This is a genomic window from Nitrospirillum pindoramense, from assembly GCF_007827955.1.
GTDB lineage: Bacteria > Pseudomonadota > Alphaproteobacteria > Azospirillales > Azospirillaceae > Nitrospirillum > Nitrospirillum amazonense_B.
The window spans coordinates 202303-228114 of the sequence record NZ_VITR01000003.1 but is presented as its reverse complement, the minus strand read 5'-3'; the positions used below and the strand labels follow the sequence as shown (position 1 = coordinate 228114).

The following is a 25812-nucleotide window of genomic DNA, read 5'->3' as shown; positions in this document are numbered from 1 at the left end:
CTCAACGCTCGGAAGGCTGACGGATCAGCGCGCCATCGAGGCCACTTCGGCCGCGAAGTCGCTCTCTTCCTTCTCGATGCCGTCGCCCAGCACGAAGCGCACGAAACCGGTCAGCTTCACGGGGGCGCCCACGTCCTTGGCGGCGTTCTCGACGACCTTGCGGATCTTGGTCTCCTGGTCGATCACGTAGACCTGCTCCAGCAGCACCACTTCCTCGTAGTACTTGCGCAGGCGGCCTTCGACCATCTTGGCGATGATCTCTTCGGCCTTGCCGGAGGCGCGGGCCTGGTCGGCCAGCACGTTGCGCTCACGATCCAGGGCGGCGGTGTCGACGTCGGCGATGTCCAGGGCTTCCGGACGGGCAGCGGCGATGTGCATGGCGATCTGGCGGCCCAGCTCCTGCAGCTTGGCCTTGTCGCCGGTCGACTCCAGGGCGACCAGCACGCCGATCTTGCCCAGGCCGCCGGTCAGGGCGTTGTGGACATAGGTGGCGACCACGCCATCGGTGACCGACAGGCGGGCGGCGCGGCGCAGGTTCATGTTCTCGCCGATGGTGGCGACCAGGTGGGTCAGCTCTTCAGCGACGGTGCGGCCGTTGCCGAAAGCCTGGCCCTTCAGGGACTCGACGTCGGCATCGGCCAGGGCCAGCTTGGTCACGCCGGACACCAGGGCCTGGAACAGGTCGTTGCGGGCGACGAAGTCGGTCTCGGCATTGATCTCGACGGCGGCGCCGACGGTGCCCTGAGAGGCGACACCAACCAGGCCCTCGGCGGCGACGCGGCCGGCCTTCTTGGCGGCGGCGGCCAGGCCCTTCTTGCGCAGCCAGTCGATGGCGCCCTCGATGTCGCCGGCGACCTCGTTCAGGGCCTTCTTGCAGTCCATCATGCCGGCGCCGGTCTTCTCGCGCAGCTCCTTAACGAGCGCAGCCGTAATCTCAGCCATCTTCGCCTCTCTCATCGCGTCAGGGCGGACGGGCGTCCGCAGGGATTTTGATCAGGGGTCGGAGGGACGTCGCCGTCCTCATCCGGAAATTTCGCTGGGTCGCCACCCCTCTGGGGCAGCACCCATATGACAGCCGCCCCGAAGTGGGGCGGTGGTCGGCCGGAGAAGGGACCGCCTCCGGACATCCCAGGGGCACCCTGCCCCCGGACAGCAACGCGGCCGGACCGGCACCTCCATCACGGAAGCCCCGGCCCGGCCGTTTCGCTTAAACTCAAGCCTCGGCCGCGACTTCGGCTTCCTCGGCCGGGATCTCTTCCACCGGGGCCTCTTCCGAAGCGCCGACGTCGATGCCCGAGGCGGCCATCTCAGCGTGCAGACCATCCAGCACGGCGCCGGAGATCAGCTCGCAGTACAGCTCGATGGCGCGCAGGGCGTCGTCGTTGCCGGGGATGGGGAAGGTCACGCCGTCGGGGTTGCTGTTGCTGTCCAGCACGGCCACCACGGGGATGCCCAGCTTGTTGGCTTCCTGAACGGCCAGCGACTCCTTGTTGGTGTCGATGATGACCAGGATGTCCGGCAGGCCGCCCATCTCCTTGATGCCGCCCAGCGCCCGCTCCAGCTTGTCGCGGTCACGGGTGCGGTTCAGCAGTTCCTTCTTGGTCAGGCCGGCGATCTGGCCGCCCAGCAGCTCATCCATCTCGCGCAGGCGCTTAATGGACTGGGAGATGGTCTTCCAGTTGGTCAGCATGCCGCCGAGCCAACGGTGGTTGACGTAGTACTGGCCGCAACGACCAGCGGCCTCGGCCACCTTCTCCTGGGCCTGGCGCTTGGTGCCGACGAACAGGACGCGGCCACCGCCGGCGACCACGTCACGCACGGCCTGCATGGCGCGGTGCAGCATGGGCACCGACTGCTCCAGGTCGATGATGTGCACGCCGTTGCGCACACCGAAGATGTACGGGGCCATCTTCGGGTTCCAGCGACGGGTGTGGTGACCGAAATGAACGCCGGCTTCCAGCAGCTGGCGCATGGTAAAGGTAGGCATAGCCATGAAACGGAACCTTTCTCCGGTTTGGCCTCCGTGGGCAATGCCTCTCGGCCACCTGGCCTCGAGACACCGGAAGCGGACCGCCCAGATAATAAGGACGCCCCGCAAGCCCACGTGTGGGATTGACGATGGCCGGTGTGATACTCCGCCGCCCCGGCGATTTCAACCCCGAAGCACAGCCCCGGCCTTGCGTGAACGAAAGGGGGCCCCCGCGCCCCACGCGTGCCGCCTTGAGGCCCCCACGCCGGATGGTGCGGCACCTGTGTTGCGGCACCGGGGGCACGCGCCTATGGTGCCGGCATGTTCGCCCCCCTGGAAACGCCCTCCCACCCCGATGAGGCCGCCGCGGTTGCCGAGGCGCGCGCCGCCCTGGCGCTCAGTCATATGGACTTGGGCCATGCAGACGTGGGCCATGCCGACTTGGGCCGGGCGCCGCCGGCCCTCACCCCCATCGCGGCCGACGCCTTGCCGAACGCGGTGCGGCCGCGCCTGGACCATATCGACGGCATGACCGCCGCCCTGGCCCGGCATGCCGGGTGCCCGGTCAGCGTCAACGTCCAGGCGCGTGTCAGGGACCAGGGCCCCGGCCTGGATCGCCTGCGCCGCCGGGTCATCCTTGCCAAGCAGACGGATGGAAGCCCCCTGGCCTTGGGGCTGCTGGCCGTGGACCTGCTGGCCCTGCCCCCGGCCGTGGCGGCGGAGGCGCTGGCGGAACGGACGCCCTTCGGCACCCTGCTGGCCAATGCCGGCCTGCCCTTCCTCAGCCGGCCGCGGCTGTTCTTCCGTCTGGTGGCGGATGCGCCGCTGGCCCGCCTGCTGGGCGGCCATGAGGGAGAGACGCTCTACGGTCGCCTGGCCCATCTGGCCCTGACCGCCCCCGGCGCCGAGCACCCCGTGGCCCGGGTGGTGGAGATTCTGCGGGCCATGTGAGGCCTACTGCTGCGGCAGCGTCACGGTGGCTGTCGTGCCGATGTTGGCGGGGCCGGGACCGTGGCGCAGCGTGCCCCCCGCCTGGGACAGCATGCGGCGAACGATGAACAGCCCCAACCCGATCCCCGGCCGCCCCTGGGCATTCGACGCGCGGTAGAAGCGCCGGCCCACCGATTCCCGTTCCATTTCCGGAATCCCGATGCCCCGGTCGATGACCTGGAAGCGCACCTCATCGGCGCCCCCGGCCGCGGTGATGGTCACGCCCTCGGTGGCGGGGGAATACTTCAGGGCGTTTTCCACCAGGTTGCGCAGGACGGCGACGATCATGTCACGGTCCGCCCTGAAGACCAGGGGCGGTTGGGAAACCAACGCACGGACACGGTTTTCCGCATCCATGTGCGACAGCCCCCCGAGCACGGTCCGCAGCACCTCCGTCCATTCCAGATCCTGCACCACCGGCGCCGAGCGTGGCTCCCGCTTGTCGGTCACGATCCGATCGACCAGGGCCGCGACGCGGCGCACGCCGTCACGAACGCTGGCCAACCTCTTCTCGCCGGCCTCCGGCAAGGGGGATAAGGTGATTTCCAGCATTTCCGTGGCCCGGTCGATGCCGGTCAAGGGCGTGCGGATTTCATGAACCAGGACGTCCAGCAGCTGCTGATGCTCGGCATTGATTTCGCGTTCCGTGGCCAAGGTCGCGGCCAGTTGCTGTTCCAGGTGACGCCGCCGGTCGATTTCAAGCGCCAGTTCCTGGTTGCGCTGCAGGACATCGACCCGCAGGCGCGACCCCAGCATGGCGAGAAAGCAGGCGAACCAAAGATGGTGGGCCAAGCCGGCCTCGATGACCATCCAAGGATAGAACATCGTCGGATCAGGCATCCCCGCCAAACTCCGCCCGATCCGGTAAAGCGCCCAACCATCCTGAATGGACAGATGAAGGAAGATGTACGGCAGCAGGGTCAGGCGCAGCCAGGACCAATGCCCCTTCTGACGCCACAGCACGGGAACGGCCGCGCCATGGGCGATGGTGGTGATGATGGCGCCCGCGACGGCGCGCAAAGCGCCGTCCGTCGGGTTGATATACAGGAGAAGCGGCCAGTAAATAGCCGTGGCGATGATACAGAACGGCACCAGCCATTTGCGGGACGGCTGGCCCAGAAAAATGATCGCCCCGTTTATGCAGGTGGATTGCGCGGCATTGATCAGCACCGCCGTGGTGAAGCCGGTCATGCCGGTCAGGAAATCGGCGCCCGGCTTATAAAGCAGGCCGGTGATCGAGGCGCCGGCACCGATAATGAACCCCGTCGCGATCATTCGGACGCCGCTCAAATGCCGATAGGCATTCCAGATCAGCGCCGAAATTCCGGCGTTCAGGATCTTCATAATGAAGAAGACGATCAATACGGTGGGCATGGACGGCAAATGGACGCTGCGCAGCCGAAGAGGCCGCCAGCATATATCGGACAACCGGCGATACGAAGGGGAAGCCCAGTCTGTCCTTACCCCGTCATGGGAAGCGGCGCGCCATGGCCAGGGTTGCGCGCCGCTTCCCCCCTTTACTGTCCCTTGGCCTTAGCGTCCTGGAACCTGCAGCCGCTCCAGATCGGTGATGAGGCCCGGCCCGACCGGTTCCCACCCCAGCACCCGCCGGGTCTGCTCGCTGGACGCCGGCATGTCCAACCCGGCGAAGCGCGCCATCCAGCCGAAATGGTCCGCAGCCTCCGCCGCCGGAACGGACCGCACAGGCAAGCCCAGCCGCCGGCCGATGGCTTCCGCGACGGCACGCATCGGCACGCCCTCTTCAGCGACGGCATGGTATTGCGCATTCGGCTCCGCCCGCTCCAGCACCAGGCGGTACAGGCGGGCCACGTCATCGAGATGAGCGGCGGGCCAGCGGTTGCGCCCCTCATCCAGGTACACGCACTCCCCCTTGTCGCGGTATAGGGCGATGGTCGGGGTGATGAGCCCCTGGGTCACCGGGTCATGCACCTGGGGCAGCCGCACCACGGACACGTTGCGCCCTTCGGCCGCCTGGGCGGCACCAGCCTCCTCCGACGCGGCGCGGGGATGGACGGTCGAGCCGAAGATGGGGTTACCCTCCTTCGCGGGCTCACCAGGGACGGTGTTGGCGACGGGGGTGCCGGAGGTGATGACCAGGGGGCGGCTGGAGCCGGCCAGCGCCGAGCCGAGCACCCGGATCACCCGGCGATCATCCTCGCAATTGGCCACAAAGCGTGAGAAATCGTGGTTGAACGCCAAGTGGATGACACCGTCGCAGCGGGCGGCCCCGCTGCGAAGGCTTTCCTCATCCTCCAGGGTGCCGTGATGCACCTCCGCCCCGGCCGCCGCCAACGCGGCCGCCTTGTCCTGGGAGCGGCATAGGCCCAGCACCTGATGCCCGGCCGCGATCAATTCCCTGACCACGGCCGAGCCGATGTTGCCGGTGGCGCCAGTGACGAACACGCGCATGATCCGAATCCCTTATCCAGATGTCAGTGTTTTCGCTGAAAGAAGCCGAACGACGGAGGTCAGTGCCCAGCACCCGGCTTCATAGCGACAAGTCTTGGCGGTGGCGTTATGCTGGTAAAGTAGTGATATTATCCTATTAAAATGGATACCCGGATGAGCGATGCCGCAACCGCCAGCACCGGCCTGGGCACCTACCTGCGCGACCGGCGCCTGAAACTGGACCCCGCGGCCCTGGGCTTCCCCGCAGGCCGCCGCCGCACGCCGGGCCTGCGGCGGGAGGAAGTGGCGCAGCGGGCCAACATCAGCCCCACCTGGTACACTTGGCTGGAACAGGGCCGGGGTGGTGCGCCCTCGGCCGATGTGCTGGACCGCATCGCCCGCGCCCTGATGCTCACGGAGGCGGAGCGCGAGCATCTGTTCCTGCTGGGCCTGGGCCGCCAGCCCGAGGCGCGCTATCGACGGAACGACAGCATCACCCCCCGGCTGCAGCGCGTGCTGGACGCGCTGAACCCCTGCCCCGCCATCATCCGGACGGCGACCTGGGATGTGCTGGCCTGGAACCGGGCAGCGACCGTGATGCTGACCGACTACGGCGCGCTGCCGCCGGAGCAGCGCAACATCCTGCGCACCCTGTTCCTCGATCCCAGCGCCCGCACCCTGCAATACGATTGGAAAAGCGTGGCCCGGTTCGTCCTGGGCGCCTTCCGCATCGACGCGGCCCGCGCGGGCGCCATGGCGGCGGTGGAACCGCTGGTGGAGGAACTGAGCCGGCTCAGCCCCGACTTCGCCGCGATGTGGCGTGACAACGATGTGGTGAGTTCCCCGCACGAAGGCGTGAAACAGATCCGTCACCCCACCCTGGGCCCGCTGGCCTTCGAGTTCTCAACGTTCGCCGTGGACGGCCGGACCGACCTGAGCATGGTGGTCTACAATCCGGCGACGGAGGAGGACGCCCGGCGGATTCAATCGCTGATACCGGGAAAGGACACACTGAAAGGGCCCTAACCGGCTCATGCGTTATATGAGAGTCGTACGATAACACATTATAAATTATTGGATTCTCGGAAGCTCATCCAAATTCTCAGGTTCCAATGTCAGGTGGCGGGTGATCCCAATGGCCTCAAGGAAGGGCAGGTCGTGGCTGACAACCAGCAGCGCCCCGTCATAAGCTCGCAAGCCACGTTCCACCACATCGATGGACGCGACATCCAAATGGTTGGTGGGCTCATCCAGCATCAACAAGGGGGGTGGCGTCTCCCCGCCCAGCACGCACGCCAAGCCGGCCCGCATCAGTTCACCACCGCTGAGGCCGGCCACCCCCTGCAAGGCGGCATCGGTCCTGAATCGGAAACGGGCCAAGGCCGCGCGACAGGTGGTCTCAGTCGCGCCGGGATTATGCCGGCGAAAGTTCTCCAGGATGGAGACACCAGGGTCCAGCAGCGTCAGCCGCTGGTCCAGGAGCGCGAAGGGGGTGAAGACCCGCAAGGCGCCGGACCAGGGCATCAGTTGACCGGACGCCAACGCCAGCAGTGTGCTCTTACCCGCCCCGTTGGGGCCGCTGACCCCCACCCGTTCCGGTCCCACCATGGAAAAGGACAGGTCTTTCAGAATTGGGCGGCCGGACTGATAGCCGGCGGAAACCGCCTCCGCCGCCAGAACGACCTTTTGGGCCGGCAGGTGGGTGGAAGCCAGCGTGACGGACAATGGCTGCAGCACCTCCACCTGGGCGCGGGCCGCCACCAGGCGTTCACCAGCCTGATCGGCACGGACGCCCGCCAACCGCGCGCCCGTGCCGGCACTCTGCTCAGCGCCGTCCCGGCGGCGCCCCAATAGCACACGGGGCATGTCCCCCTTGGCTGCCTTGCGTCGGCCGGCTCCGTCACGCCGGGCCTGACGCTCCACCGCCTCTTGCGCCCGGCGGGCGACCTCCGCCACCTGCTTTTCCGCCTCCTCCAGATCGTGACGGACCGCAGCGAGTTCCCGGTCCTTGAGCGCGCGATAAGCGCTCCAACCGCCGCCGTAGCTGGCGGCGCCATGCGTGGTCAGTTCCACAAGGGCGTCCATGCCTTCCAGCAAGGCGCGATCGTGGCTGACGATGATGGCCCCCGCCTTCCAATCGGCAAGCGCCGTTGCCACGGCGGCGCGGCCATCGGCATCCAGGTTGTTGGTGGGCTCATCCAGCAAAAGGAAGTCCGGCTCGGCGAAAGTCAGGGCGGCCAGGGCCACCCGCGTGCGCTGGCCGCCCGACAGCGCCGCAAGGGCCGTCTGAGGTGTCACCGCCAAATCCAGGCGGGCCAACGCGGCCTCCAGGCGTGCCGGCAAGGTCCAGTCCGCCTCGGCCAATTCATCCATGGTGGCGAGTCCCCGCTCCGCACGGCGCAGCACCGCCAGGCCGCCGCGGACGCCGAACAAATCGGCCACTATCTCATCGGCATGCGGCCGCGCGCCTTGGTGCAGCACGCCCAGCGTGCCCGGCACCGTCACCGCACCGGCCTGCGGCGGCAGGGTCCCCGCGATCAGCGCCAGCAGCGTGGACTTGCCCACACCATTGCGCCCGATCAAGCCGGTGCGGTGCGGTCCGAAACTGAGGGAAAGGTGGGAAAAAAGTGGGCGCCCGTCAGGCGTGACCCAGCTGATATCGGTAAGCGTGATGGCGGCGGCCATGATGGATGTCCCCGAAAACGAAACGAAGGCTCGTCGTGTCCGGGGGGAAATCCATGGGGCACCTTTTGGTTGGCATACGCCGCCCCGGAACTAGGGGCGGTGGCACGCCATTTCAAGACGCGCCATTTCCAATACGTATTAGGGTCGGTGGCGGATGGGGTGGGATTCGAACCCACGGGACCCTTGCGAGTCCGCTAGTTTTCAAGACTAGAGCCTTAAACCACTCGGCCACCCATCCGTCTTATACGTCAGGGGTTTACCGGATATCCCTCAACCAAGGCAAGAGGCTTGGCCACCCGATTTCCACCGACGTCCCGGCACTTCGGGGCCGGGCGGTTCCATCGTCTAGCACTCCCGCCCCGCCCGCGTCCATACGGTTGCGCGGACGCCGGCCACGATTCCGGCGCGAGGGTCGGGACGAATGGAAGCGGGGGGTATTCATCCCGGCAAATCCCCCTCGCGCCCCTTGCCCAAGGCCGGTACAAGCGATGCCAGGCAGTTGCCATGACCTCGTGGTGCAACAGGGAGCAAGACATGTCGGATATCAGCCGCCGCGCCTTATTGGCGGGTGCCTCGGCCGTGGCCACCAGCCTGGCCCTGCCCTTGACCGTGCGGGCCGCCGAGAGCGCCGCCGCGCCGGGCGACGCGGCCACGGAAACGCTGCTGGCCGGTATCGCCGAGCGGCTGTTGGTGGAATATCCGGAAAACGCCACGGCCCTGGGCATCGACAAGGACGCCCGCGCCGCCCTGCACGGCCGCCTCACCGACCGCTCCGCCGCCGCCGACCGGGCGCGCGCCGCCTGGGCGGCGGAAACGTTGAAGACCTTGCAGGCGGTGGATCGCACCCGGCTGTCGCCCGCCCAGGCCCTGAACGTGGACGTGACTGAAGAATCGTTCCGCACGGCGGTGGAGGGCTGGCGCTTCCCCTTCGGCGACGTGGGCACGCTGTCCGGGCAAAACAGCTTCCGCAACATGCCCTATTCCGTGACGCAGCTGGGCGGCGCCTATGTCGACGAGCCCACCTTCCTGGACACCCAGCACACGGTGGAGACCGCGGCCGATGCCGACGCCTATCTGGCGCGGGTGGAGGCCTACGCTGGCCAGTTGACGGCGGAGGCGGAGCGCCTGGACCACGAGCGCGGCCTGGGCATGGTGGCGCCCGACTTCGTGCTGGACATCATGCTGGGCCAGATGGTGCCCGCCCGCGCCGAGCCCATCGCCCAATGGGGCCTGGTCGAGTCCCTGCGCCAGCGCGCCGCCAAGGCCAAGCTGCCGGCCCGCTACGCCCAGGAGGTGGAGGCGCTGTGCACCGCCAAGGTGGCGCCGGCGCTGGACCGGCAGATCGCGGCGCTGAAAGCCCAGCGCGCCGTGGCGGTGGCGGAGCCCGGCATCTGGAAACGGCCGCAGGGCGAGGACTTCTACACCTGGGCGCTGAAGGCCGGCACCACCACCACCCGCACGGCGGAGGAGATGCACGCCCAGGGGCGGGAGCAGATCGCCCAGATCCAGGCGGAGATGGACACCCTGCTGAAGGCCCAGGGCCTGACCCAGGGCACGGTGGGCGAGCGCATGACGGCGCTGAGCAAGCGGCCAGACCTGCTGTTCGCCAACGACGATGCCGGCCGCGCCAAGCTGCTGGAATACCTGAACGGCCGCATCGCCGACATCCGCACCCGCCTGCCCCGCGCCTTCGCCACCCTGGTGAAGGGCAACCTCGTCATCCGCCGCGTGCCGCCGGCCATCCAGGACGGCGCCCCCAACGGCTATGCCTCGGCCGGCAGCATCGACGGCAGCGTGCCCGGCTATTACTACATCAACCTTAAGGACACGAGCATCTGGCCGCGCTATTCGCTGCCCACGCTGTGCTATCATGAGGGCATCCCCGGCCACATCTGGCAGGGCGAGTACGCCAACAAGCTGCCGCTGATCCGCACCCACCTGGCCTTCAACGCCTATTCCGAGGGCTGGGCGCTGTATTCCGAGCAGCTGGGCAACGAGTTGGGCGCCTATGACGACGACCCCCTGGGCAGGCTGGGATACCTGCAATCCATCGGCTTCCGCGCCTGCCGCCTGGTGGTGGACACCGGCATCCACGCCAAGCGCTGGAGCTTCCAACAGGCGCTGGACTGGTTCCATGCCAACACCGGCATGCCGGTGGCCCAGTTGCGTAGCGAGCTGAACCGCTATTGCGCCATGCCGGCCCAGGCCTGCGGCTACAAGATGGGACACAACCAGATCAACATGCTGCGCCGGAAGGCCGAGGCCGCCCTGGGCGCCCGCTTCGACCTGAAACGTTTCGACGACGCCCTGGTGCTGTCGGGCAACGTGCCCCTGACCCTGCTGGAACGGATCATCGACCAGCACATCGCGGCGATGAAGGGGTAAGGCTGACGGGCGGCGGCCGGAACCTTTTCCGGCCGCCGTATCAATCCAGGTCACGCCCCCTTTTTGCACACCACCGCCGTGGTCACGCGCAGCCAACGCGCCTGGAAAACACAATCCACCGACCAAAAGCCTTAAAGAGCCAGTGGTCGCCACCGCAATTCCAAGAGCCCGCGTGAGCCAGGGCAACCCAGCGCATCAATATACTCAATGACTCAGCATGAACAACCGCACCCAATTTGCACCTGTATGTATCACCAACAATTCCAGTACTACATTCCCCATATTTCGTATTTTCACTATTTGGATGAAATACAATATCTGGGTATCTTTTCCTTATTTCGTCAAGAACATCATTTTCAGGATCTCTGCCATCGAACGAAAGATAAAATTCACTGCCACTAGGAGGGCCATGATCCATGTAGTCATAGAATGTATTAAGCGTGATCTGCTCCCAATCACCGATTTCAGCGGTTACCGGCGGAAATTTCCACATCAGATACAAACAAAGAAGTGCTGAGCAAGATAGGAATGATATAATCTTACAAAATGGTATGAATCTTATTATCTCTATTATTCTCATTTTTTACCCCCCATATGTTCGAGGGCGTAGCTGTCCGCACAACACTCACTATCCCTGCATTGCCCACCCTGCTGCTGATGCCCCCATTCATGCAAGATGGCGAAGCGCATCGTCTGTTGGGGCGTGGTGTATCCAAGTCCAGGGATGTAAGTGGGCGCGGCGGCCGTTAGAAAAATTTGGCTGTAGTTTCCCTCCGTGTATCCGCCGACAATTTTTCCATTATATTTATCCGCGTCTTTTTTCGCTGCCTTCAGGGTGGAAAATGGTAAGGCACGATCCCCTGGCCGGAGAGAGCCAAATTGTGGAACGAATTCAAAATTGGGAAGTATTTTGCCTTCTATGAATCCCTGCGTCGACAAAAGCCCTTCGTCCTGTAATTTCTTATACTCACTATTGAACAGTTCCTTCGCTTTAGCTGGTGGGAGAATATCTTTCTCTTCAACACGCAAAACACCGCAGGCATGGGGCGCCCCTTGTGCTTGGGCGTTGGTCCGCAACGCCAAACCTGCTTGAGGTTTCGCTGCGTCTTCAGCCCCGCCGCCCTCAGTCGTCCACCGACCATGATCATCGCGCAGCTGGTCGGGGCTGTATTTCGCAAGGTTGTCATTGGCCCGCGTCAGGCGGACGGCGGCGTCCCAATCCAATTCCGGCAGACGCAGGTGGACGGCGCGGATCATGGCCTGGGCCAGGTCGCCCCGGTTCAGGGCGTCGGCGATCTTGGCGAGGCCGGGCAACACGGCGGCACCCGGTTCAGCCCCCGCATAGGCACGCCCTAGCAGCACCGCCACCTCCGCCGCCGGCCGGGCGCGGAAACCACCGGCGCCCTTGGCCAGCAGGGGCACGCCGGCCAGGGCCAGCCCCTCGCCCGTACAGCTTACACCCAGGCCACCCGGCCCGTTGCTCAAACGATATCGACGTTGCCAACCATCCATGTCCGACGCTCCCTGTTGCTGGAAGAGCATCGTATGTTCTTATTTCGTTCCCGTCAACCATAACGGGAAAGAACCGGCCGCGCTATTGGTTGGCCGGCCCCCTCCCGTATCCATCACTTCCCCGCCGCGAACAGGTTCAGGCCCAGCGTCTCAGCGATAAACTGCACCGCCAACTGGCCGCGCACGCTGTTGCCGGCGGCGTCCAGGCGAGAGGAGTAGACGCCGATGGCCAACTTGCCCGGCGCCACCGCCAGGATGCCGCCCCCCACGCCGCTCTTGCCCGGCAGGCCCACCTTGAACAGCCATTCGCCGGTGGTGTTGTACAGGCCGGCGGTGGCCATGACGGCCAGCACACGGGCGCTGGTGGCGGGATCAACCACCGCCTTGTGGCTCACCGGGTTGGTGCCGCCGTTGGCCAGCGTCGCCCCCATGGTGGCCAGGTCCTCGGCGCTGACGTTGTAGGAGCATTCGCGGGTGTAGAGGTCCACCGTCATCGCCGGGTCGGCGTAGAGATGGTCATAGCTTTGCAGCAGCAGGGCGATGGCCTGGTTGTGCTGGTTGCTGGCCATTTCCGACTGATAGACGTCCTGGTTCAGGGCCAGCGTCCGGCCGGCGAAGCTGGAGGCGGTGTCCAACACCGTCTTCCAGCGCGCGGCCAGGTCGGCACCGGGCACCAGGCTGGCGGCGGCGATGGCGCCGGCGTTGACCAGCGGGTTGCCGGCCGGCGGGCTGCCCGTCAGCTTGTCGTTGTTCAGTTCGACGGCGAGGACGGAGTTGAAGGGCTGGCCCGTGGCGTTCACGCCGATCTTGGCCATCACCGCCTCCGGCCCCTGGTCCTTCAGCACGCAGGCCAGGGTGAAGACCTTGGCGATCGACTCGACCGGGAATTCCTGTCCCGCGTCGCCGGCCTTGAACACCCGGCCGTCCGCCGTCACCACGGCGATGCCGTAGAGCTTGGGGTCGGCCTTGGCGAGGTAGGGGATGTAGCTGGCGTTCTCCCCATCCATGACGCCCTTGAACTTGGCATAGGCCTGGTCCACCGCCTGCTGGATGGCGGCGTCGGGCGGCAAGACCTCGCGCGCGGCGGCGGCCCCTGACCCCATCAGGGCCGCCCCCTGTAGGACCAGCGACAGTATGGCGGCGGCACCCCAGGCGCGCGCCCGCCGGGTCAAACCGGATGTCATCGACGTATGATCCCCCTTGCGTTCAAACCAGCCGGCATCTCGGCGCCAGCATTTACCATCACTGTAGCGACGTGGGCGGCGCGGTCATACGCCCTATCTCTTGCCTGCAGTGACCATCCGCCCCTTTCCCCGCGCCGCGCCGGGAGATAGAACGGGAATGGCATCATGCGGGCTTGACGTCGATGTTGCGGGCGCCTGGTGTTTCGGGAGGAGTGTTGGGTTGATCGTCGGTATCGATTTGGGCACCACCAATTCCGCGGTGGCCGTCTTTCGGGATGGCAAGGCGGACCTGATCCCCAACAGCCTGGGCCACCGGCTGACCCCATCCGCCGTCAGCCTGGATGAGCAGGGCACGGTGCTGGTGGGCCTGCCGGCGCGCGAACGCCAGGCCACCCACCCCACCCTGACCGCCACCGCCTTCAAGCGCCTGATGGGGTCGCAGCGCGTCACCCGCTTAGGAAAACGCGATTTCCTGCCGGAGGAGCTGTCGGCCCTGGTGCTGAAGTCCCTGAAGGCCGACGCGGAGGCCTATCTGGGCGAGCCGGTGACCGAGGCCGTCATCACCGTGCCCGCCTATTTCAACGACAAGCAGCGCAAGGCCACCCGCCGTGCGGGCGAGCTGGCGGGCCTGAAGGTGGAGCGGCTGTTGAATGAACCCACGGCGGCGGCCCTGGCCTACGGCATCCACCAGCTGGAGGCGGAGACGCGCTTCCTGGTGTTCGACCTGGGCGGCGGCACCTTCGACGTCTCCATCCTGGAAATCTTCGAGGGCGTGATCGAGGTGCGCGCCACCGCCGGCGACAACCGGCTGGGCGGCGAGGACTTCAACGAGTTGATCGTGGACGATCTGCGCCAGCGCTTCGCCGCCGACTGGGGCCGCGACGCGCGCGAGAGCGACGCCCTGTACCAGCGCCTGCGCGCCGCCGCCGAGCGGGCCCGACGCGCCTTGAGCGAGCAGTCGGCCGCCCCGGTGCGCGCCGTCTGGAAAGACAAAACCTACGAGTACGAGCTGACGGCGGAGGCGTTCGAGGCCCGGGCCGAGGGCCTGCTGAACCGCCTGCGCGAGCCAGTGCTGCGCGCGCTGCGCGACGGCCAGCTGGAGGCGCGGTCGCTGCGTGAGATCGTGCTGGTGGGCGGGGCCACGCGCATGCCGGCGGTGCGCCGCGCCGTCACCCGCATGTTCGGCCGTTTTCCCGCCCATTCCGTCCATCCGGATGAGGCCGTGGCCCTGGGTGCCGCCGTCCAGGCAGGACTGAAAAGCCGTGACGCCGCCCTGAACGAGGTGGTCATCACCGATGTCTGCCCCTATTCCCTGGGCGTGGACGTGGCGGAGCGCAACCCCGACGGCAGCCTGCGCACCGGCATCTTCTCCCCTATCCTGGAGCGCAACACCGTCATCCCCGCCAGCCGGGTGAGCAGCTTCCATACCCTGCAGGCCAACCAGAAGGCGGTGACCTTCACCATCTACCAGGGGGAGTCGCGCGACGTTCAGGACAATGTCGCCTTAGGCGAGGTCAGCATCCCCGTCCCGCCCCGGCCGGCCGGCGGTGTCACCGTCGACTGCCGCTTCACCTATGACATCAACGGCCTGCTGGAAGTGGACGTCCATGTTCCGGAAACCGGGGAGCAGCGCACCCTGGTCATCACCGACGGGGAGGCCGAGCCGGATGACCTGGACGCCCGGCGCGAGGCGCTGGCCGCGCTGAAGGTCCACCCGCGCGACACCGAGGCCAACCGCGCCGTGCTGGCCCGCGCCGCCCGCTGCTATGAAGACTTCCTGGGCGACAAGCGCGCCTATGTCGCCCACCTCATGGCGCAGTTCGAAAGCATCCTGGAACGGCAGGAGCCCCGCGCCATCGACACCGCCCGCCTGGCCCTGAGCGAGGCGCTGGACCAGTTGGAAGGCGAGACGTTCCTGTGAGCCCCTGGGACATCCTGGCGCTGGAGCCCACCGGCGACCAACTGGCCATCCGCCGCGCCTATGCCCGACGCCTGAAGGTCACCAACCCGGAGGACGACCCGGACGGCTTCCAGGCCTTACGCCAAGCCTATGAGGAAGCCCTGCTGCACGCCCGCCGGCAAGGGCCCGACAGCGAGGTGACGGCGGAGAAGGCGGCCGAGCCGGAAGCGGTGGGAAATAACACCGAGCCGGAGGTGGCGGAAAAGGCCGCCGAGCCGGAGCCGGAACCACCGGCCGAACCGCCCCCGCAAACGGACCTGGACGCGGCCATCGCCCGCCATGTCGCCCTGTGCAATCACCTCGGCGGCCTGCTGTCCGCCCCGGCGCCGGCGGACCCCGCCGCCCTGAAGGACGCCCTGGCGGCGGTGCTGGCCTCCCCCGCGTTGGCCCATATCGACGTGCAGAACCGGACGGAGGATTGGCTGGCCCGCCTGCTGCTGTCCACCGCCCCCCGGTCGGATGCGCTGGTCAGCCCGGCCATCACCCATTTCCGCTGGGACGAGGCCAAGGCCGGGCTGCAGACGCCCCTGATGGCCGCCGTCCGGAAGCGCGGCCGCGACCTGGCGTTCCTGGACAAGCTGCGAGACCGGACCCACGCCTACGCCACAGCCTATCGTCTGCTGCAGGCGCCCCCGGCGCGGTTCAGCCCACGGCTGCGCCTGACGGTGCCAGACCTGACGAAGGACGTGCGCGGCCTGATCACCCTGATCCGCCATGACTATCCCAGCCTGCAAGCCAACTTCGACGCGGACGTGCTGACGGCGTGGGATCGGTACCTGGCGGAGGAGCCGGTGGGCGCCCCCCTGGCTTGGCTGCTGGTGACCGCGCCGTTGTTCCTGCTGGTTTATGCCGGCCTGCAAGTCGGCCTGCCAACCGCGACCTTGGCGGAGTGGCCCACGGGCTTCCTGCTGGTCGGCCCTCTGCTGGCCGCCGCCGGCCTCGCCTACCGGCTGGGCGTGCAGATGCCGGCACGCTGGCTGCGACAGCGCTGGGCCCGCGATGCCGGGCTGGCCGCGCGGCTGGGATGGGCGCCGTTCAGTATGGCGCTGATCCCCCTGTCACTGGCGCTGCCGCCATCCATCGGTATCCCGGCGACGGCGGCGGCGGCCACGCTGGCCCTATGGTGGGCGGGACTGTTCCAGAGGACCTATGCCAACGACACCAACAGCCAGGCGGTGCGCATCCTGCTGGCCAACAGCATTCCGCTGGTGTTCTGGCTGTTCTGGATCGGCCCGCTGCTGCCACCGGCCCCCATGCCGGCCTTTACCGTGGCCGTGACGGGGGCCCTGCTGGCCACCAGCATCGGTGGCGGCCTGTTGAGCCGCTGGTGGTATGCCGAGATCGGCCCGGCGCACCGCCGCCGGGCGCTGAGGGGCTTGCAGGTGGCAGCGTTCGCGGCCCTCGGCCTCTTGTCCATCGCGGACAGCGCGGCCGAGCTTCTGCCCTGGGCCGTGGCGGCGGTCACCCTGGTGCAGATCCTTGAACGCGTACCCTCGCTCGCCCTACCGGCAAAGTTGGCCAAGATGCGCTATTACGTCCTCTGGGGGCTGGGCGTGGTACTGCGCGTCGCCCATACCGGAACCATGACGGTGGACACACGCGATGTGCTGCAGATCGGCGGCCTGATGCTGCTGGCCAGCGTGCTGACGATGACCATTCATCAACTGAGGCAGACCAGGACCGCCTGATCCGGCCCTTTATACGCGCGGCCTTGGAACGTGACCGCTTGTCTTATGAATTTCCGTGGCGACGGGCGACGATGGAATCGCCGGCATCACTCCGCCAACGACGCGCCCAGGCGGTCCAGCAGGAAGCCGGTGCCGTGCTCGCGCGACCCGTTGTCCTCATAGCCATCGAGGAAGGCCCCCTGCTCGGTCACCTTCAGCGTGGTGCGGCCACCCCCCGCCGGCTTCAGTTCCATGGTCGCCAGGGAGATGGAGATCTTGCGTCCATCGATGTGCATCTCATAGCTGTAGACGATGCGCTCGTTGGGCACGATGTCCAGGTAGTGGGCATCGAAGGTGGTGGTGGTGTTGCCGTGGGAGCCGCCCTGCCAGCGCCCGCGCGCCCGTTCCCTGCCGCCCACGCGGAAATCCAGGCTGCGTTCCAGCGGCACCCAATCGCCACCGCCGGCGAACCATTTGGACTTGGCCTCCAGGTCCGACAGGGCGTTCCAGACCCGGGCCGCCGGAGCGTCATAGGTCCGCTCCAGGCTGAAAATGGCGTGGACGACGGACCGCGCCGCCGGCGCCTGCACGGCACCGGGCTCCATGCGCGCCACCTCGGCCCCCAGCTTGTCCAGCGTCTGCGACCAGCCCTCCGGCGCGCCGCCGATGGCCGCCAGCATGGCGGGGTCATAGACGGTATAGGTCTGCACGATGTCCAGCCGGGTGCCGCCCACGGCGTCGGCGAAGGTCACTTCCGTCCAGGCGGTGAACAGCACCGTGCCGTCGCCGCCGTCCACGCGCAGGTCCAGCACCAGGCGGTCCACGGGAGTGACCTCGGCGAAGCTGCCGCGCGTCCAATGCCGCGTGCCGTCCGGCGCCTGCATGCACACCTCGAAAGCGCCACCCACGCGCATGTCCACGGTTGCCTCGGGCACGGTGAAATGCTCCGGCGCGAACCAGTGGCGCACATGCTCCGCCGTGCTCCACGCCCTGAACACCGTCTCGCGCAGGGCCGGGATGGTGCGGGAAATGCGTACGGGGTCGGGGCGCAAGGCCCCGGCCGGTCCACCCTGGGTCATGATTCCTCTCCGTCGTTGTTTTTCAGTGTTTCGAGATAGTCGCCCAGCCGATCCAGGCAGCTGGCCCATTCCAGGCGGCGCTGGTTGATCCATTGCTCCGCCAGGCTCAACTGCGCGGCGTCGATGCGGCAGGTCCGCACCCGCCCCACCTTCTCCGACCGCACCAGGCCGGAACTCTCCAACACAGCCAAATGCTGCATCACCGCCGGCAGGGACATGTCCAGCGGCCGCGCCAGCTCACTGACCGACGCCGGCCCGCGCACCAACCGCTCCACCAAGGCGCGGCGGGTCGGGTCGGCGAGCGCCTGGAAGGTGAGGTCGAGGGGGGATGATTGGTTAAGCATATGCTTTAGTATCTCAGCGCGAATACTAAAGCAAGGCGTTTAGTGTTGGGGCGCCAGATTGGAGTTGGGTCAGCGGTGCCAGGCCGGAAATGCAAAAAGGGCCGGCGGCATGTGCCACCGGCCCCTCTCGTATCCAGCCAACCCGAGAGGGCGAGCTTACTTGCCTTCCGGCGCCAGGCCGCGGTTCTGCAGCATGGGTGCGATGTCCGGGTCCTTGCCGTAGAAGGCGCGGAACATGGGGCCGTAGTCCTCGGTATGGCCCTTGGACAGGATCATCTGGCGGAAGCGCTCACCGTTCTCCCGCGTCAGGCCGCCATGCTCTTTGAACCAGGCGTAGCTGTCGTCGTCCAGCATCTCCGTCCACAGATAGGCGTAGTAGCCGGCGGCGTAGCCGTTGCCCCAGATGTGCAGGAAGTAGCTGGAGCGGTAGCGCGGCGGCACGTCGTCCACGTCCAGGCCGGTCTTGGCCAGGGCTTCCTTCTCGAAGGTGTCCACGTCCTGCTTGGGCGCGTCGGCCGGCAGGCTGTGCCATTCCAGGTCCAGCATGGCGGCCGCGACGACCTCACCCAAGGCATAGCCCTGGTTGAAGGTGGCGGCCTTCTTGATCTTCTCCACCAGGTCGGCCGGCATGGCCTGGCCCGTCTGGTAGTTCTTGGCATAGTGGGCCAGGACCTTGGGGTCCAGGGCCCAATGCTCGTTGAACTGCGACGGGAACTCGACGAAGTCGCGCGCCACGTTGGTGCCCGACAGCGTCTCATAGGTCTGGTTGGCGAACAGGCCGTGCAGGGCATGGCCGAATTCGTGGAACATGGTGGTGACGTCGCTGAAGCTGATCAGCGCCGGCTGGCCCGGGGCGGGCTTGGTGAAATTGCAGACGTTGTAGACCACGGGCTTGGTGCCCAGCAGCTTGGACTGCTGGACGAAGTTGGACATCCAGGCCCCGCCCGACTTGTTGTCGCGCTTGAAGTAGTCGAAGTACATCAGCCCCAGGCTGGAGCCGTCCTTGTCGATCACCTCATAGACCAGCACGTCGGGCTGGTAGACCGGGATGTCGGTGCGGCGCTTGAAGGTCAGGCCATACAGCTGGTTGGCGGCGTAGAACACGCCCTCCTCCAGCACGGTGTGCAGCTCGAAATAGGGCTTCAGCGCGCCCTCATCCAGATCGTACTTGGCCTTGCGCACCTGCTCGGCATACTTGTCCCAATCCCAGGGCTTCAGGGCGAAATCCTGGCCGTCCTTCTTGATCTGCGCTTGGATCTCCGCCGCCTCGCGCTTCTGCTCCGCCGCCAGGGCGGGGACCATGCGCTTCATGAAGCCCTCCGCCGCCTCCGGCGTCACCGCCATCTGGTCGGCCAGGACATAGGCCGCGTAGTTGGGGAAGCCCAGCAGCTTGGCCTTCTGCGCCCGCAGGTGGGCGATGTCGGAGATGGTGGCGCGGGTGTCGTTGGCGTCGCCCTTCTCGGCGCGGGTCCAGCTACGCTCGAACAGGGCCTGGCGCGTGGCCCGGTCGTCCAGGGAGGACAGGGCCGGCTGCTGCGTGGTGTTCTGCAGCGGCACCAGGTACTTGCCCTCCAGCTTGCGGCCCTTGGCGGCCTCGGCGGCGGCTGCGATGGCGCCATCGCCCATGCCGGCCAGCTTGGCCTTGTCATCCACCACCAGGCCGCCTTCCTTGGCCGCCGCCACCAGCTTCTGCTGGAAGGCGGTCTCCAGCGACGACAGCTTGGTGTTGAGATCGCGCAGCGTGGCCTTGTCGGCGTCGTTCAGCATGGCGCCGGCATGGATGAACTGCTGGTAATAGACCTTCAGCAGCTGGGCCTGCTCCGGGTTCAGCTTCAGGCCGTCGCGCTTGTCGTACAGCGCCTTGACCCGCTGAAACAGCTTGTCGTTCAGATAGATGGCATCATTGTGCTGGGCCAGCAGGGGCGACACCGTGGTCTGCACCTCATCCAGCGCGTCGTTGGTGTTGGCCTGCACCACGCCGGAGAAGGTTTGGCCGACCCGGTCCAGCATGCGGCCGGACTTCTCCATGGCCACCAGGGTGTTGTCGAAGGTGGGGGCCGCCGGGTTGTCGGCGATTTTCTTGATCTCGGCCAGCTGGATCTTCATGCCCTCCTTGAAGGCGGGCAGGTAGTCGGTGTCCTTGATGATGTCGAAGCGGGGCGCCTCGAACGGCAGGGTGCTGGCGGCGGCGAAGGGATTGGCGCCAGCCGCGGCGGGCTTCGCCGCCAGCGCCGGGGTGGCGGCGAGCGTCGCGAGCGCCAGCGCGCCCACGGTTCCAAGCAGAACGGTACGTGTCATCGGGATCCCCTGACAGTCTCTTGTTTCATCCCCCCGCCCATCACCCATGGCGATGGACGGGGCATCCGGCGGTGTCCCCCCCGCAGGGTCCCGCCAAGGCGGGTGGTTGTACCACGTCTGGCGGGGAATCGTTGCCCCTTCCGCGCCGAGGCGGGGGCAAGACGTGCGGCATTTCAGCGAAGCCGCTTTCCTAGCGGGAAGCGGCGTTGTAGCGGGTGGCCGACAGCGTCTCCGACACGGCGCTGATCTTGGTGTCCTTGAACCCGGCGGCGCGCATCCAGGCGCGCACCGGCGCCTCGCCGAACGTTGCCTTGGGGCCCTTGCCGTGAATGATCCAGAGGGCGGTCCCGGCGGGCAAGGCGGCGTGGGCGGCGACCGCCCGCTCCAGGTCGGCCGCGTCCCGCGCCACGGCCAGCGCCAGGCGGGCGTCCGCCGGGGTTGCGGCCACGGCCTCCGCCAGCGCCTCCACCAGGGCGGGATCATCCGCCGTACCGATGACCAGGGCCGGCGTGCCGGGGCCCACGCCCAGCTTGCGCGCCAGGCTGGGCGGCGGGGTGGTCAGCTTCCTGGCCCAGCGGGCGGCGGCATCGGCCCCCAGCGCCAAGGTCAGCGGCCCGTCCGGCGTGGCCATGACCAGGGCATCGCCCTCGACCGCCACGGCGTCCACGGCAGCGACCGGGATGGTGCGCCGCAGGTCACCCCGCAGAATCAGCTCCCGGCTTTCCAGCAGCGCCTTGACCTCACCAGCGCCGCCGGCCCAGATGGCATGACAGAGTGCCTCCAGTCCCATGACATTGCCCCCGTTCGACATTCCCCGTTACGAGGGCGGCGCCCTCAGCGTTGGGCGGTCGCCAATTTGATGGCCAGGCCGACGAACACCACGCCGGCGATGCGGTTCAGGATGGTTTGCGCGTGGGCGGACCGGGCCAGCCAGCGGTTCAATCCGCCGGCCAGGACGGCGATCGTGGAAAAGCAGGCCAGCGCCACGGCGGCGAACACCGCCCCCAGCAGGAAGATCTGCACCGTGACGCTGCCCCGCTCCGGTGCGGCGAACTGCGGCAGGAAGGCCAGGAAGAAGACGGCCACCTTGGGATTGGTCACGTTCATGACGATGCCCCGGCGGTACAGGACAGGGTAGCCGTCCGCCGCCGCCTTGGCCCCGCCCAGCGCCTCCACCGGCGCGCGGAAGGCCTTGTAGGCCAGGTACAGCAGGTAGGCGGCACCGGCGGCCTTCAGCAGGGTGAAGGCCAGCTGCGATTGCTGGAAAATCACGGCCACACCCAGCGCCACCGCCGTGGTGTGCACCACCAGGCCGGTGCACAGGCCCAGGGTCACCGCCACCCCGGCACGCCATCCCCGCGCCGCCGACAGGGTAAGCACGAACAGATTGTCCGGCCCCGGCGCGAAGGCCAGCACCACGGCGGCGGTGAGGAAGGCCAACAAGGTCTCGACAGGAATCATGGGTGCGGGTCTCAGGGTTCTGCGCGGCGGTTATTCAACCACCGATCCTTCCAGACTTTGCTCCTTCCCACCACTGTCCTTATCGCGTCCGGCCGCTATACTGCCCGGACCTTATCCGCATCGAGAGCCGCCTTGCCCGCCCCTCCCCACCTGACGGTCTGGTACAACACCAAATGCCCCGTCTGTAACGCGGGCATCGACTGGCAGACCAACCGCCTGGTGCAGGCGGCCCGCGCCGGTATCATCGCCTTCCGCGACATCAATCTGGAACCCGAGGCGCTGGCCCCCTTCGGCGCGGATGTGGAGGCCGTGCGCCGCCGCCTGCATGGAATGGATGCCGAAGGCCGGCTGCTGGTGGGCGCCGATTGCGCCATCGCCATCTGGCGCCATACCCCCGGCGACGCCTGGCCGGCCGCTCTGCTGGGCAACCGCGTGATCCGCCCCCTCACCCGCCTCGCCTATGACCGCTTCGCCGACGTCCTGTACGCCTGGAACCGGTGGAAGAAGCATTGGTAGGGCACTCCCTTGGTAAGGGAGCTGTCCACATGGGGGCCCACGGTTCCCAAAACCGCTAGCCCCTACTCCGCCGCCTGCACCGCCGGCAGCGGGACGGGTTCCAATGTCACCGCCACGCCGCTCAGCACGGCGTTGCCGGATAAGGGATCGCGCAGGGTCTCGTCCAGCAGGGCGTTCAGGTTGGCGCCCGGGCGCTGGCTGGCCAGGCCCAGACGGGCACCGTCCGCGTCATGGCCCCAGCCGTGGGGCAGGCTGATGACGCCGGGCATCATGTCGGCGCTGACGGCTACCTGAGCCTCGATAGCACGGCCGGCACGGGACAGTCGGGCTTGACCGCCATGGACGACACCGTGGCGGCGGGCATCGTCGGGATGCACCAGCACGGTGCAACGGAACGGGCCCTTGGCCAGGATGGGCAGGTTGTGCATCCAACTGTTGTTGGAGCGCAGGTCGCGCCGGCCGATGATGACCAAGTCTGGCGCCGGCTGGTCCAGCGCCGCCACGGCGCGGGCCAGGTCCGCCACCAGCAGCTCGGGCGCCAGCTCGATGCGGCCGCTGGGGGTGCGCAACACCTCGGGGATACGGGGCTGCAACGCGCCCAGGTCGATGCCGCCAACACTGTCCTGCACCTTGGCCAGGGTCAGGCCGTCCGGCTTGCGGCCGAAGCCGTCGCCATAGGGGCCAGCGCGCAACGCCAGGTCCAACAGGCGCTCCGGCCCCGTCCAGCGGGAGACGGCGGCCAGGACGGCACCCGTGTGTTCGCCGGCCCAACGGCTCACCTCGGCCGTCGCCATGGCGTCGTCCAAGGCGACGGGGTCAGCGGCCGCCCCCTTGCCTTCCGCGATGGCCGCCAGTTTCAGCAGCACCTGCCATTCCGCCAGGGCGCCCTCCGGTCGCGGCAGCAGTGCCGGGCTGTAGCGGGCGTGGTTGCGATAGGACAGTTGCGGGAAGGCGACGTCGTAGTGGCTGTCCTGGAAGGGTGAGACACCAGGCATAATGACATCGGCGTGGCGCGTCGTCTCATTCAGGTAGATGTCGACGCTGACCATCAGATCCAGCTGGTCCAGGGCGCGCGCCAGACGGTCGCCGTTGGGGGAGGACAGCACGGGATTGCCGGCCACGGTGAACAGGGCGCGCACCTGGCCCTCGCCCGTCGTCTCGATCTCCTCCGCCAGGCAGCCCACGGGCAGCTCGCCGAACACCTCCGGCGCGTTGGACACGCGGGAGCGTCGGCGGCCCACCGGCACGCCGCGTCCCTTGCCGCCGGCGCCCACCGTGTTGGCGGCGAAGGCGGCGGCCTTGGGAAACATCGCCCCACCGGGCGCGTCCAGATTACCGGACAGGACATTGACGACGTCCACCAGCCAGCTGGCCAGGGTACCGTATTCCTGGGTGCAGGTGCCGATGCGGCCATAAAGCACCGCGGGCGCCGGCCCCGCCAGGTCCCGCGCCAGGGTCCGGATGGTGTCGGCCGGGATGGCCGTATGGGCGGCGACCCGTTCCGGGGTGAACGGGGCGATGGCGGCACGCAACTCCTCCACGCCCGTCACATGGTCCGCCAGCCGGCCCAGGCGCACCAACCCCTCCTCAAACAGGGTGTGGACCAGGGCCGCCAGCAGGAAGACATCGCTGCCCGGGCGGATGAAGTGATGCTCATCGGCCAGGGCCGCCGTCTCCGTCCGCCGTGGGTCGATCACCACCAGCCGGCCGCCGCGCGCCTTGAGATCCAGCGCCTTGCCGCGGAAGTCCGGCACCGTCCACAGGCTGCCGTTGGAGGCCATGGGGTTGCCGCCCAGGATGACCATGAGCCGGGTGCGTTCAATGTCCGGCACGGGGATGCTCAGCCAATGGCCGAACATCAGGCCGCTGGACAACTGCTTGGGCATCTGGTCCAGGGTGGAGGCGGAATAGATGTTACGCGTGCCCAGCGCCCGCGCCAGCACCGGCGTGTACAGCAGCAGGCCCATCTTGTGGGCGGCGGGGTTGCCGATATAGGTGGCCGCCGCGTCGCGGCCGTGGGTTTCCAGCAGGGGTGTCAGCCGCCGCTCGATCTCTGCGAACGCCTCCTCATAGGTCGCCTCGACGAAGCGGCCGTCGCGCTTGATCAGCGGCGTGCGCAGCCTGTCGGGGTCCTCGTGCAGATCCTTGAGCGCCACCCCCTTGGGGCAGATAAAGCCGTGGCTGAACACATCGGCGTCATGCCCCCGGATGCGGGTGACGGCGCCGTCCACCAGCGTGACCTCCAGCCCGCAGCAGGCTTCGCATAGCGGGCAAATGCGGTGGGCGATGGTTTCGATACCGGTCACGGCCGGGCCTCCCAGGTTTATTGTGGCCCAACTATCGGTGGTGACGGTGTCGCTGTCCAGTATGGACGCTAGCGGTCGCTAGCCCGTCTCTCAGCCGTCCATCCATTCCGGCGCATACTGCACCATGCCCTCCACCCCGCTCAGACCATCGGGCGTCAGCGCCAGAACCATGCAGTTCCGCGCCGGCACCGTGAAGGGCACGACGATGGCATGGTCCGCCATGGGCCGGTAGCCGAAGCGCCGATAATAGTCCAGGATGCCGACCAGGACGACGGAGCCATAGCCCAAATCCCGCGCCCGCCGGTGCGCCGCCCTGACCAGCCGGCCGCCCACGCCCCGCCCCTGCCGTTCCGGCACCACGGACAGGGGCGCCAGGGCCAAGGTCGGGGCGGAACCTCGGGCCCCGCGAATGGCGGCTCGGGTCAGCAAGATGTGCCCCACCACCCGTCCGTCCTCCTCCGCCAGCAACGACAGCGCCGGTATCCAGGCGGCGCTGTCGCGCAGGCGGGCGATCATCAAATGCTCACGATGATCGCTGTAGGGCACGTCGGCGTAGGCCCGCCTCACCGCCGCCGCGATGGCGGCGGCATCATCCGGGCCCTCCTGCCTGACGGTCAGCACCATGCCCCGCGCCAGCCTTACGGCGCCAGCGACGCCGTGGCGCTGATCTCCACCAGCAGGTCGGGGGAGATCAGGGGGCCCACCTGCACGATGGTGGTGGCGGGCTTAGCCCCGCCGAAGACGGCGCCATGGGCACGGCCCACATCCTGCCATGTGGTCATGTCGGTCAGGTAGATGCGGGTTTCCACCACATGCTCGGGCCCGGCGCCCAGCTCAGCCAGGGCGGCCACGATGCGCTCCAGGATCACCTTGGCCTGGCCGCCGGCATCGCCGGGGTGGAAGGCCTTGCCGTCCGGGCCGCCACTGGCGGTGGTGCCGGACACGAAAATCAGGTCGCCGGCCTTGACCGCTCGCGAATAGCCGATGGCCTCCCCCCAAGCGGACGCCACTTCAACCTTTTGCCTACCCATGCTTTGAGTCCCTTTC

General features: G+C 67.5%; 22 protein-coding genes and 1 tRNA gene. 6 read left to right on the top strand and 17 right to left on the bottom strand.

What is annotated here, in order from left to right; all coding sequences use genetic code 11:
- Window positions 1-24: 24 nt before the first annotated feature.
- Together tsf and rpsB are read right to left on the bottom strand one after the other, a co-directional pair.
- Window positions 25-942, bottom strand: a complete 918-nt coding sequence (tsf, locus tag FBZ90_RS06020) for a translation elongation factor Ts (RefSeq protein ID WP_145730120.1) — start codon at window positions 940-942, stop codon at window positions 25-27.
- Between the two features lie 271 nt (window positions 943-1213).
- Window positions 1214-1993, bottom strand: a complete 780-nt coding sequence (gene rpsB / locus FBZ90_RS06015; RefSeq protein WP_040843524.1) for a 30S ribosomal protein S2 — start codon at window positions 1991-1993, stop codon at window positions 1214-1216.
- A gap of 297 nt (window positions 1994-2290) precedes the next feature.
- On the opposite strand from rpsB, the gene FBZ90_RS06010 reads away from it, so the two are divergent.
- A complete protein-coding gene (locus FBZ90_RS06010; RefSeq protein WP_145730119.1) occupies window positions 2291-2920 on the top strand; it encodes a hypothetical protein in 630 nt (209 codons plus the stop codon).
- A gap of 3 nt (window positions 2921-2923) precedes the next feature.
- On the opposite strand, the gene FBZ90_RS06005 is transcribed toward FBZ90_RS06010, so the two are convergent.
- Together FBZ90_RS06005 and FBZ90_RS06000 are read right to left on the bottom strand one after the other, a co-directional pair.
- Entirely contained in the window at window positions 2924-4234 is a 1311-nt protein-coding gene (locus FBZ90_RS06005) for a sensor histidine kinase (protein ID WP_186455634.1), read from the bottom strand.
- 258 nt (window positions 4235-4492) lie between these two features.
- On the bottom strand, window positions 4493-5389 hold the full coding sequence (locus tag FBZ90_RS06000; RefSeq protein ID WP_145730117.1) for an SDR family oxidoreductase: 897 nt from the start codon (window positions 5387-5389) through the stop codon (window positions 4493-4495).
- A gap of 153 nt (window positions 5390-5542) precedes the next feature.
- Between FBZ90_RS06000 and FBZ90_RS05995 the strand changes: the two genes are divergently transcribed.
- Window positions 5543-6394 carry a helix-turn-helix transcriptional regulator gene (locus tag FBZ90_RS05995; protein WP_145730116.1) on the top strand — a complete coding sequence of 284 codons (852 nt, stop codon included), beginning with the start codon at window positions 5543-5545 and terminating at the stop codon, window positions 6392-6394.
- A gap of 45 nt (window positions 6395-6439) precedes the next feature.
- On the opposite strand, the gene FBZ90_RS05990 is transcribed toward FBZ90_RS05995, so the two are convergent.
- Both FBZ90_RS05990 and FBZ90_RS05985 read right to left on the bottom strand, forming a co-directional pair.
- Window positions 6440-8053 carry an ABC-F family ATP-binding cassette domain-containing protein gene (locus FBZ90_RS05990; RefSeq protein ID WP_145730115.1) on the bottom strand — a complete coding sequence of 538 codons (1614 nt, stop codon included), beginning with the start codon at window positions 8051-8053 and terminating at the stop codon, window positions 6440-6442.
- 148 nt (window positions 8054-8201) lie between these two features.
- A tRNA-Ser gene (locus FBZ90_RS05985) sits at window positions 8202-8291 on the bottom strand.
- A 296-nt stretch (window positions 8292-8587) separates the two neighbouring features.
- On the opposite strand from FBZ90_RS05985, the gene FBZ90_RS05980 reads away from it, so the two are divergent.
- Window positions 8588-10438 carry a DUF885 domain-containing protein gene (locus FBZ90_RS05980; protein ID WP_145730114.1) on the top strand — a complete coding sequence of 617 codons (1851 nt, stop codon included), beginning with the start codon at window positions 8588-8590 and terminating at the stop codon, window positions 10436-10438.
- A gap of 82 nt (window positions 10439-10520) precedes the next feature.
- On the opposite strand, the gene FBZ90_RS05975 is transcribed toward FBZ90_RS05980, so the two are convergent.
- From FBZ90_RS05975 to glsA, 3 genes are all read right to left on the bottom strand, one after another.
- The gene (locus FBZ90_RS05975) at window positions 10521-11018 is read right to left on the bottom strand and encodes a hypothetical protein (RefSeq protein WP_145730113.1); all 498 of its coding nucleotides are present in this window, start codon (window positions 11016-11018) and stop codon (window positions 10521-10523) included.
- A complete protein-coding gene (locus FBZ90_RS05970) occupies window positions 11015-11950 on the bottom strand; it encodes a hypothetical protein (protein WP_145730112.1) in 936 nt (311 codons plus the stop codon). Before FBZ90_RS05970 ends, FBZ90_RS05975 begins: the two co-directional genes overlap by 4 nt.
- 113 nt (window positions 11951-12063) lie before the next feature.
- The gene (gene glsA, locus FBZ90_RS05965) at window positions 12064-13134 is read right to left on the bottom strand and encodes a glutaminase A (protein WP_246130175.1); all 1071 of its coding nucleotides are present in this window, start codon (window positions 13132-13134) and stop codon (window positions 12064-12066) included.
- Window positions 13135-13354: 220 nt separating this feature from the next.
- Between glsA and FBZ90_RS05960 the strand changes: the two genes are divergently transcribed.
- Complete coding sequence (locus tag FBZ90_RS05960; RefSeq protein ID WP_145730111.1) at window positions 13355-15055, top strand: Hsp70 family protein; 1701 nt, start codon at window positions 13355-13357, stop codon at window positions 15053-15055.
- Entirely contained in the window at window positions 15052-16782 is a 1731-nt protein-coding gene (locus tag FBZ90_RS28615) for a J domain-containing protein (protein WP_145730110.1), read from the top strand. Before FBZ90_RS05960 ends, FBZ90_RS28615 begins: the two co-directional genes overlap by 4 nt.
- An 86-nt stretch (window positions 16783-16868) precedes the next feature.
- Here FBZ90_RS28615 and FBZ90_RS05950 read toward each other — a convergent pair whose 3' ends face one another.
- The 5 genes from FBZ90_RS05950 to FBZ90_RS05935 all read right to left on the bottom strand — a co-directional run bounded on the left by FBZ90_RS05950 (window position 16869) and on the right by FBZ90_RS05935 (window position 21943).
- Window positions 16869-17840: an SRPBCC family protein gene (locus FBZ90_RS05950; RefSeq protein WP_145730109.1), complete on the bottom strand. Its 972-nt coding sequence runs from the start codon at window positions 17838-17840 to the stop codon at window positions 16869-16871.
- Entirely contained in the window at window positions 17837-18184 is a 348-nt protein-coding gene (locus tag FBZ90_RS05945) for an ArsR/SmtB family transcription factor (protein ID WP_145730108.1), read from the bottom strand. The genes FBZ90_RS05950 and FBZ90_RS05945 overlap by 4 nt, the downstream gene beginning before the upstream one ends.
- 156 nt (window positions 18185-18340) lie before the next feature.
- On the bottom strand, window positions 18341-20482 hold the full coding sequence (dcp, locus tag FBZ90_RS05940) for a peptidyl-dipeptidase Dcp (protein ID WP_246130174.1): 2142 nt from the start codon (window positions 20480-20482) through the stop codon (window positions 18341-18343).
- Between the two features lie 190 nt (window positions 20483-20672).
- Complete coding sequence (locus FBZ90_RS27780; protein WP_186455633.1) at window positions 20673-21272, bottom strand: hypothetical protein; 600 nt, start codon at window positions 21270-21272, stop codon at window positions 20673-20675.
- A gap of 44 nt (window positions 21273-21316) precedes the next feature.
- Window positions 21317-21943 (bottom strand): LysE family translocator, encoded by a 627-nt coding sequence (locus FBZ90_RS05935; protein ID WP_145730107.1) that lies wholly within the window; start codon window positions 21941-21943, stop codon window positions 21317-21319.
- A gap of 132 nt (window positions 21944-22075) precedes the next feature.
- On the opposite strand from FBZ90_RS05935, the gene FBZ90_RS05930 reads away from it, so the two are divergent.
- Window positions 22076-22459, top strand: a complete 384-nt coding sequence (locus FBZ90_RS05930; protein ID WP_145730106.1) for a thiol-disulfide oxidoreductase DCC family protein — start codon at window positions 22076-22078, stop codon at window positions 22457-22459.
- Window positions 22460-22521: 62 nt separating this feature from the next.
- On the opposite strand, the gene FBZ90_RS05925 is transcribed toward FBZ90_RS05930, so the two are convergent.
- The 3 genes from FBZ90_RS05925 to FBZ90_RS05915 all read right to left on the bottom strand — a co-directional run bounded on the left by FBZ90_RS05925 (window position 22522) and on the right by FBZ90_RS05915 (window position 25796).
- The gene (locus FBZ90_RS05925; RefSeq protein ID WP_211101918.1) at window positions 22522-24765 is read right to left on the bottom strand and encodes a molybdopterin-dependent oxidoreductase; all 2244 of its coding nucleotides are present in this window, start codon (window positions 24763-24765) and stop codon (window positions 22522-22524) included.
- A gap of 90 nt (window positions 24766-24855) precedes the next feature.
- Entirely contained in the window at window positions 24856-25389 is a 534-nt protein-coding gene (locus FBZ90_RS05920) for a GNAT family N-acetyltransferase (protein ID WP_211101917.1), read from the bottom strand.
- A 14-nt stretch (window positions 25390-25403) separates the two neighbouring features.
- On the bottom strand, window positions 25404-25796 hold the full coding sequence (locus FBZ90_RS05915) for a RidA family protein (RefSeq protein ID WP_145730105.1): 393 nt from the start codon (window positions 25794-25796) through the stop codon (window positions 25404-25406).
- Window positions 25797-25812: the final 16 nt, after the last annotated feature.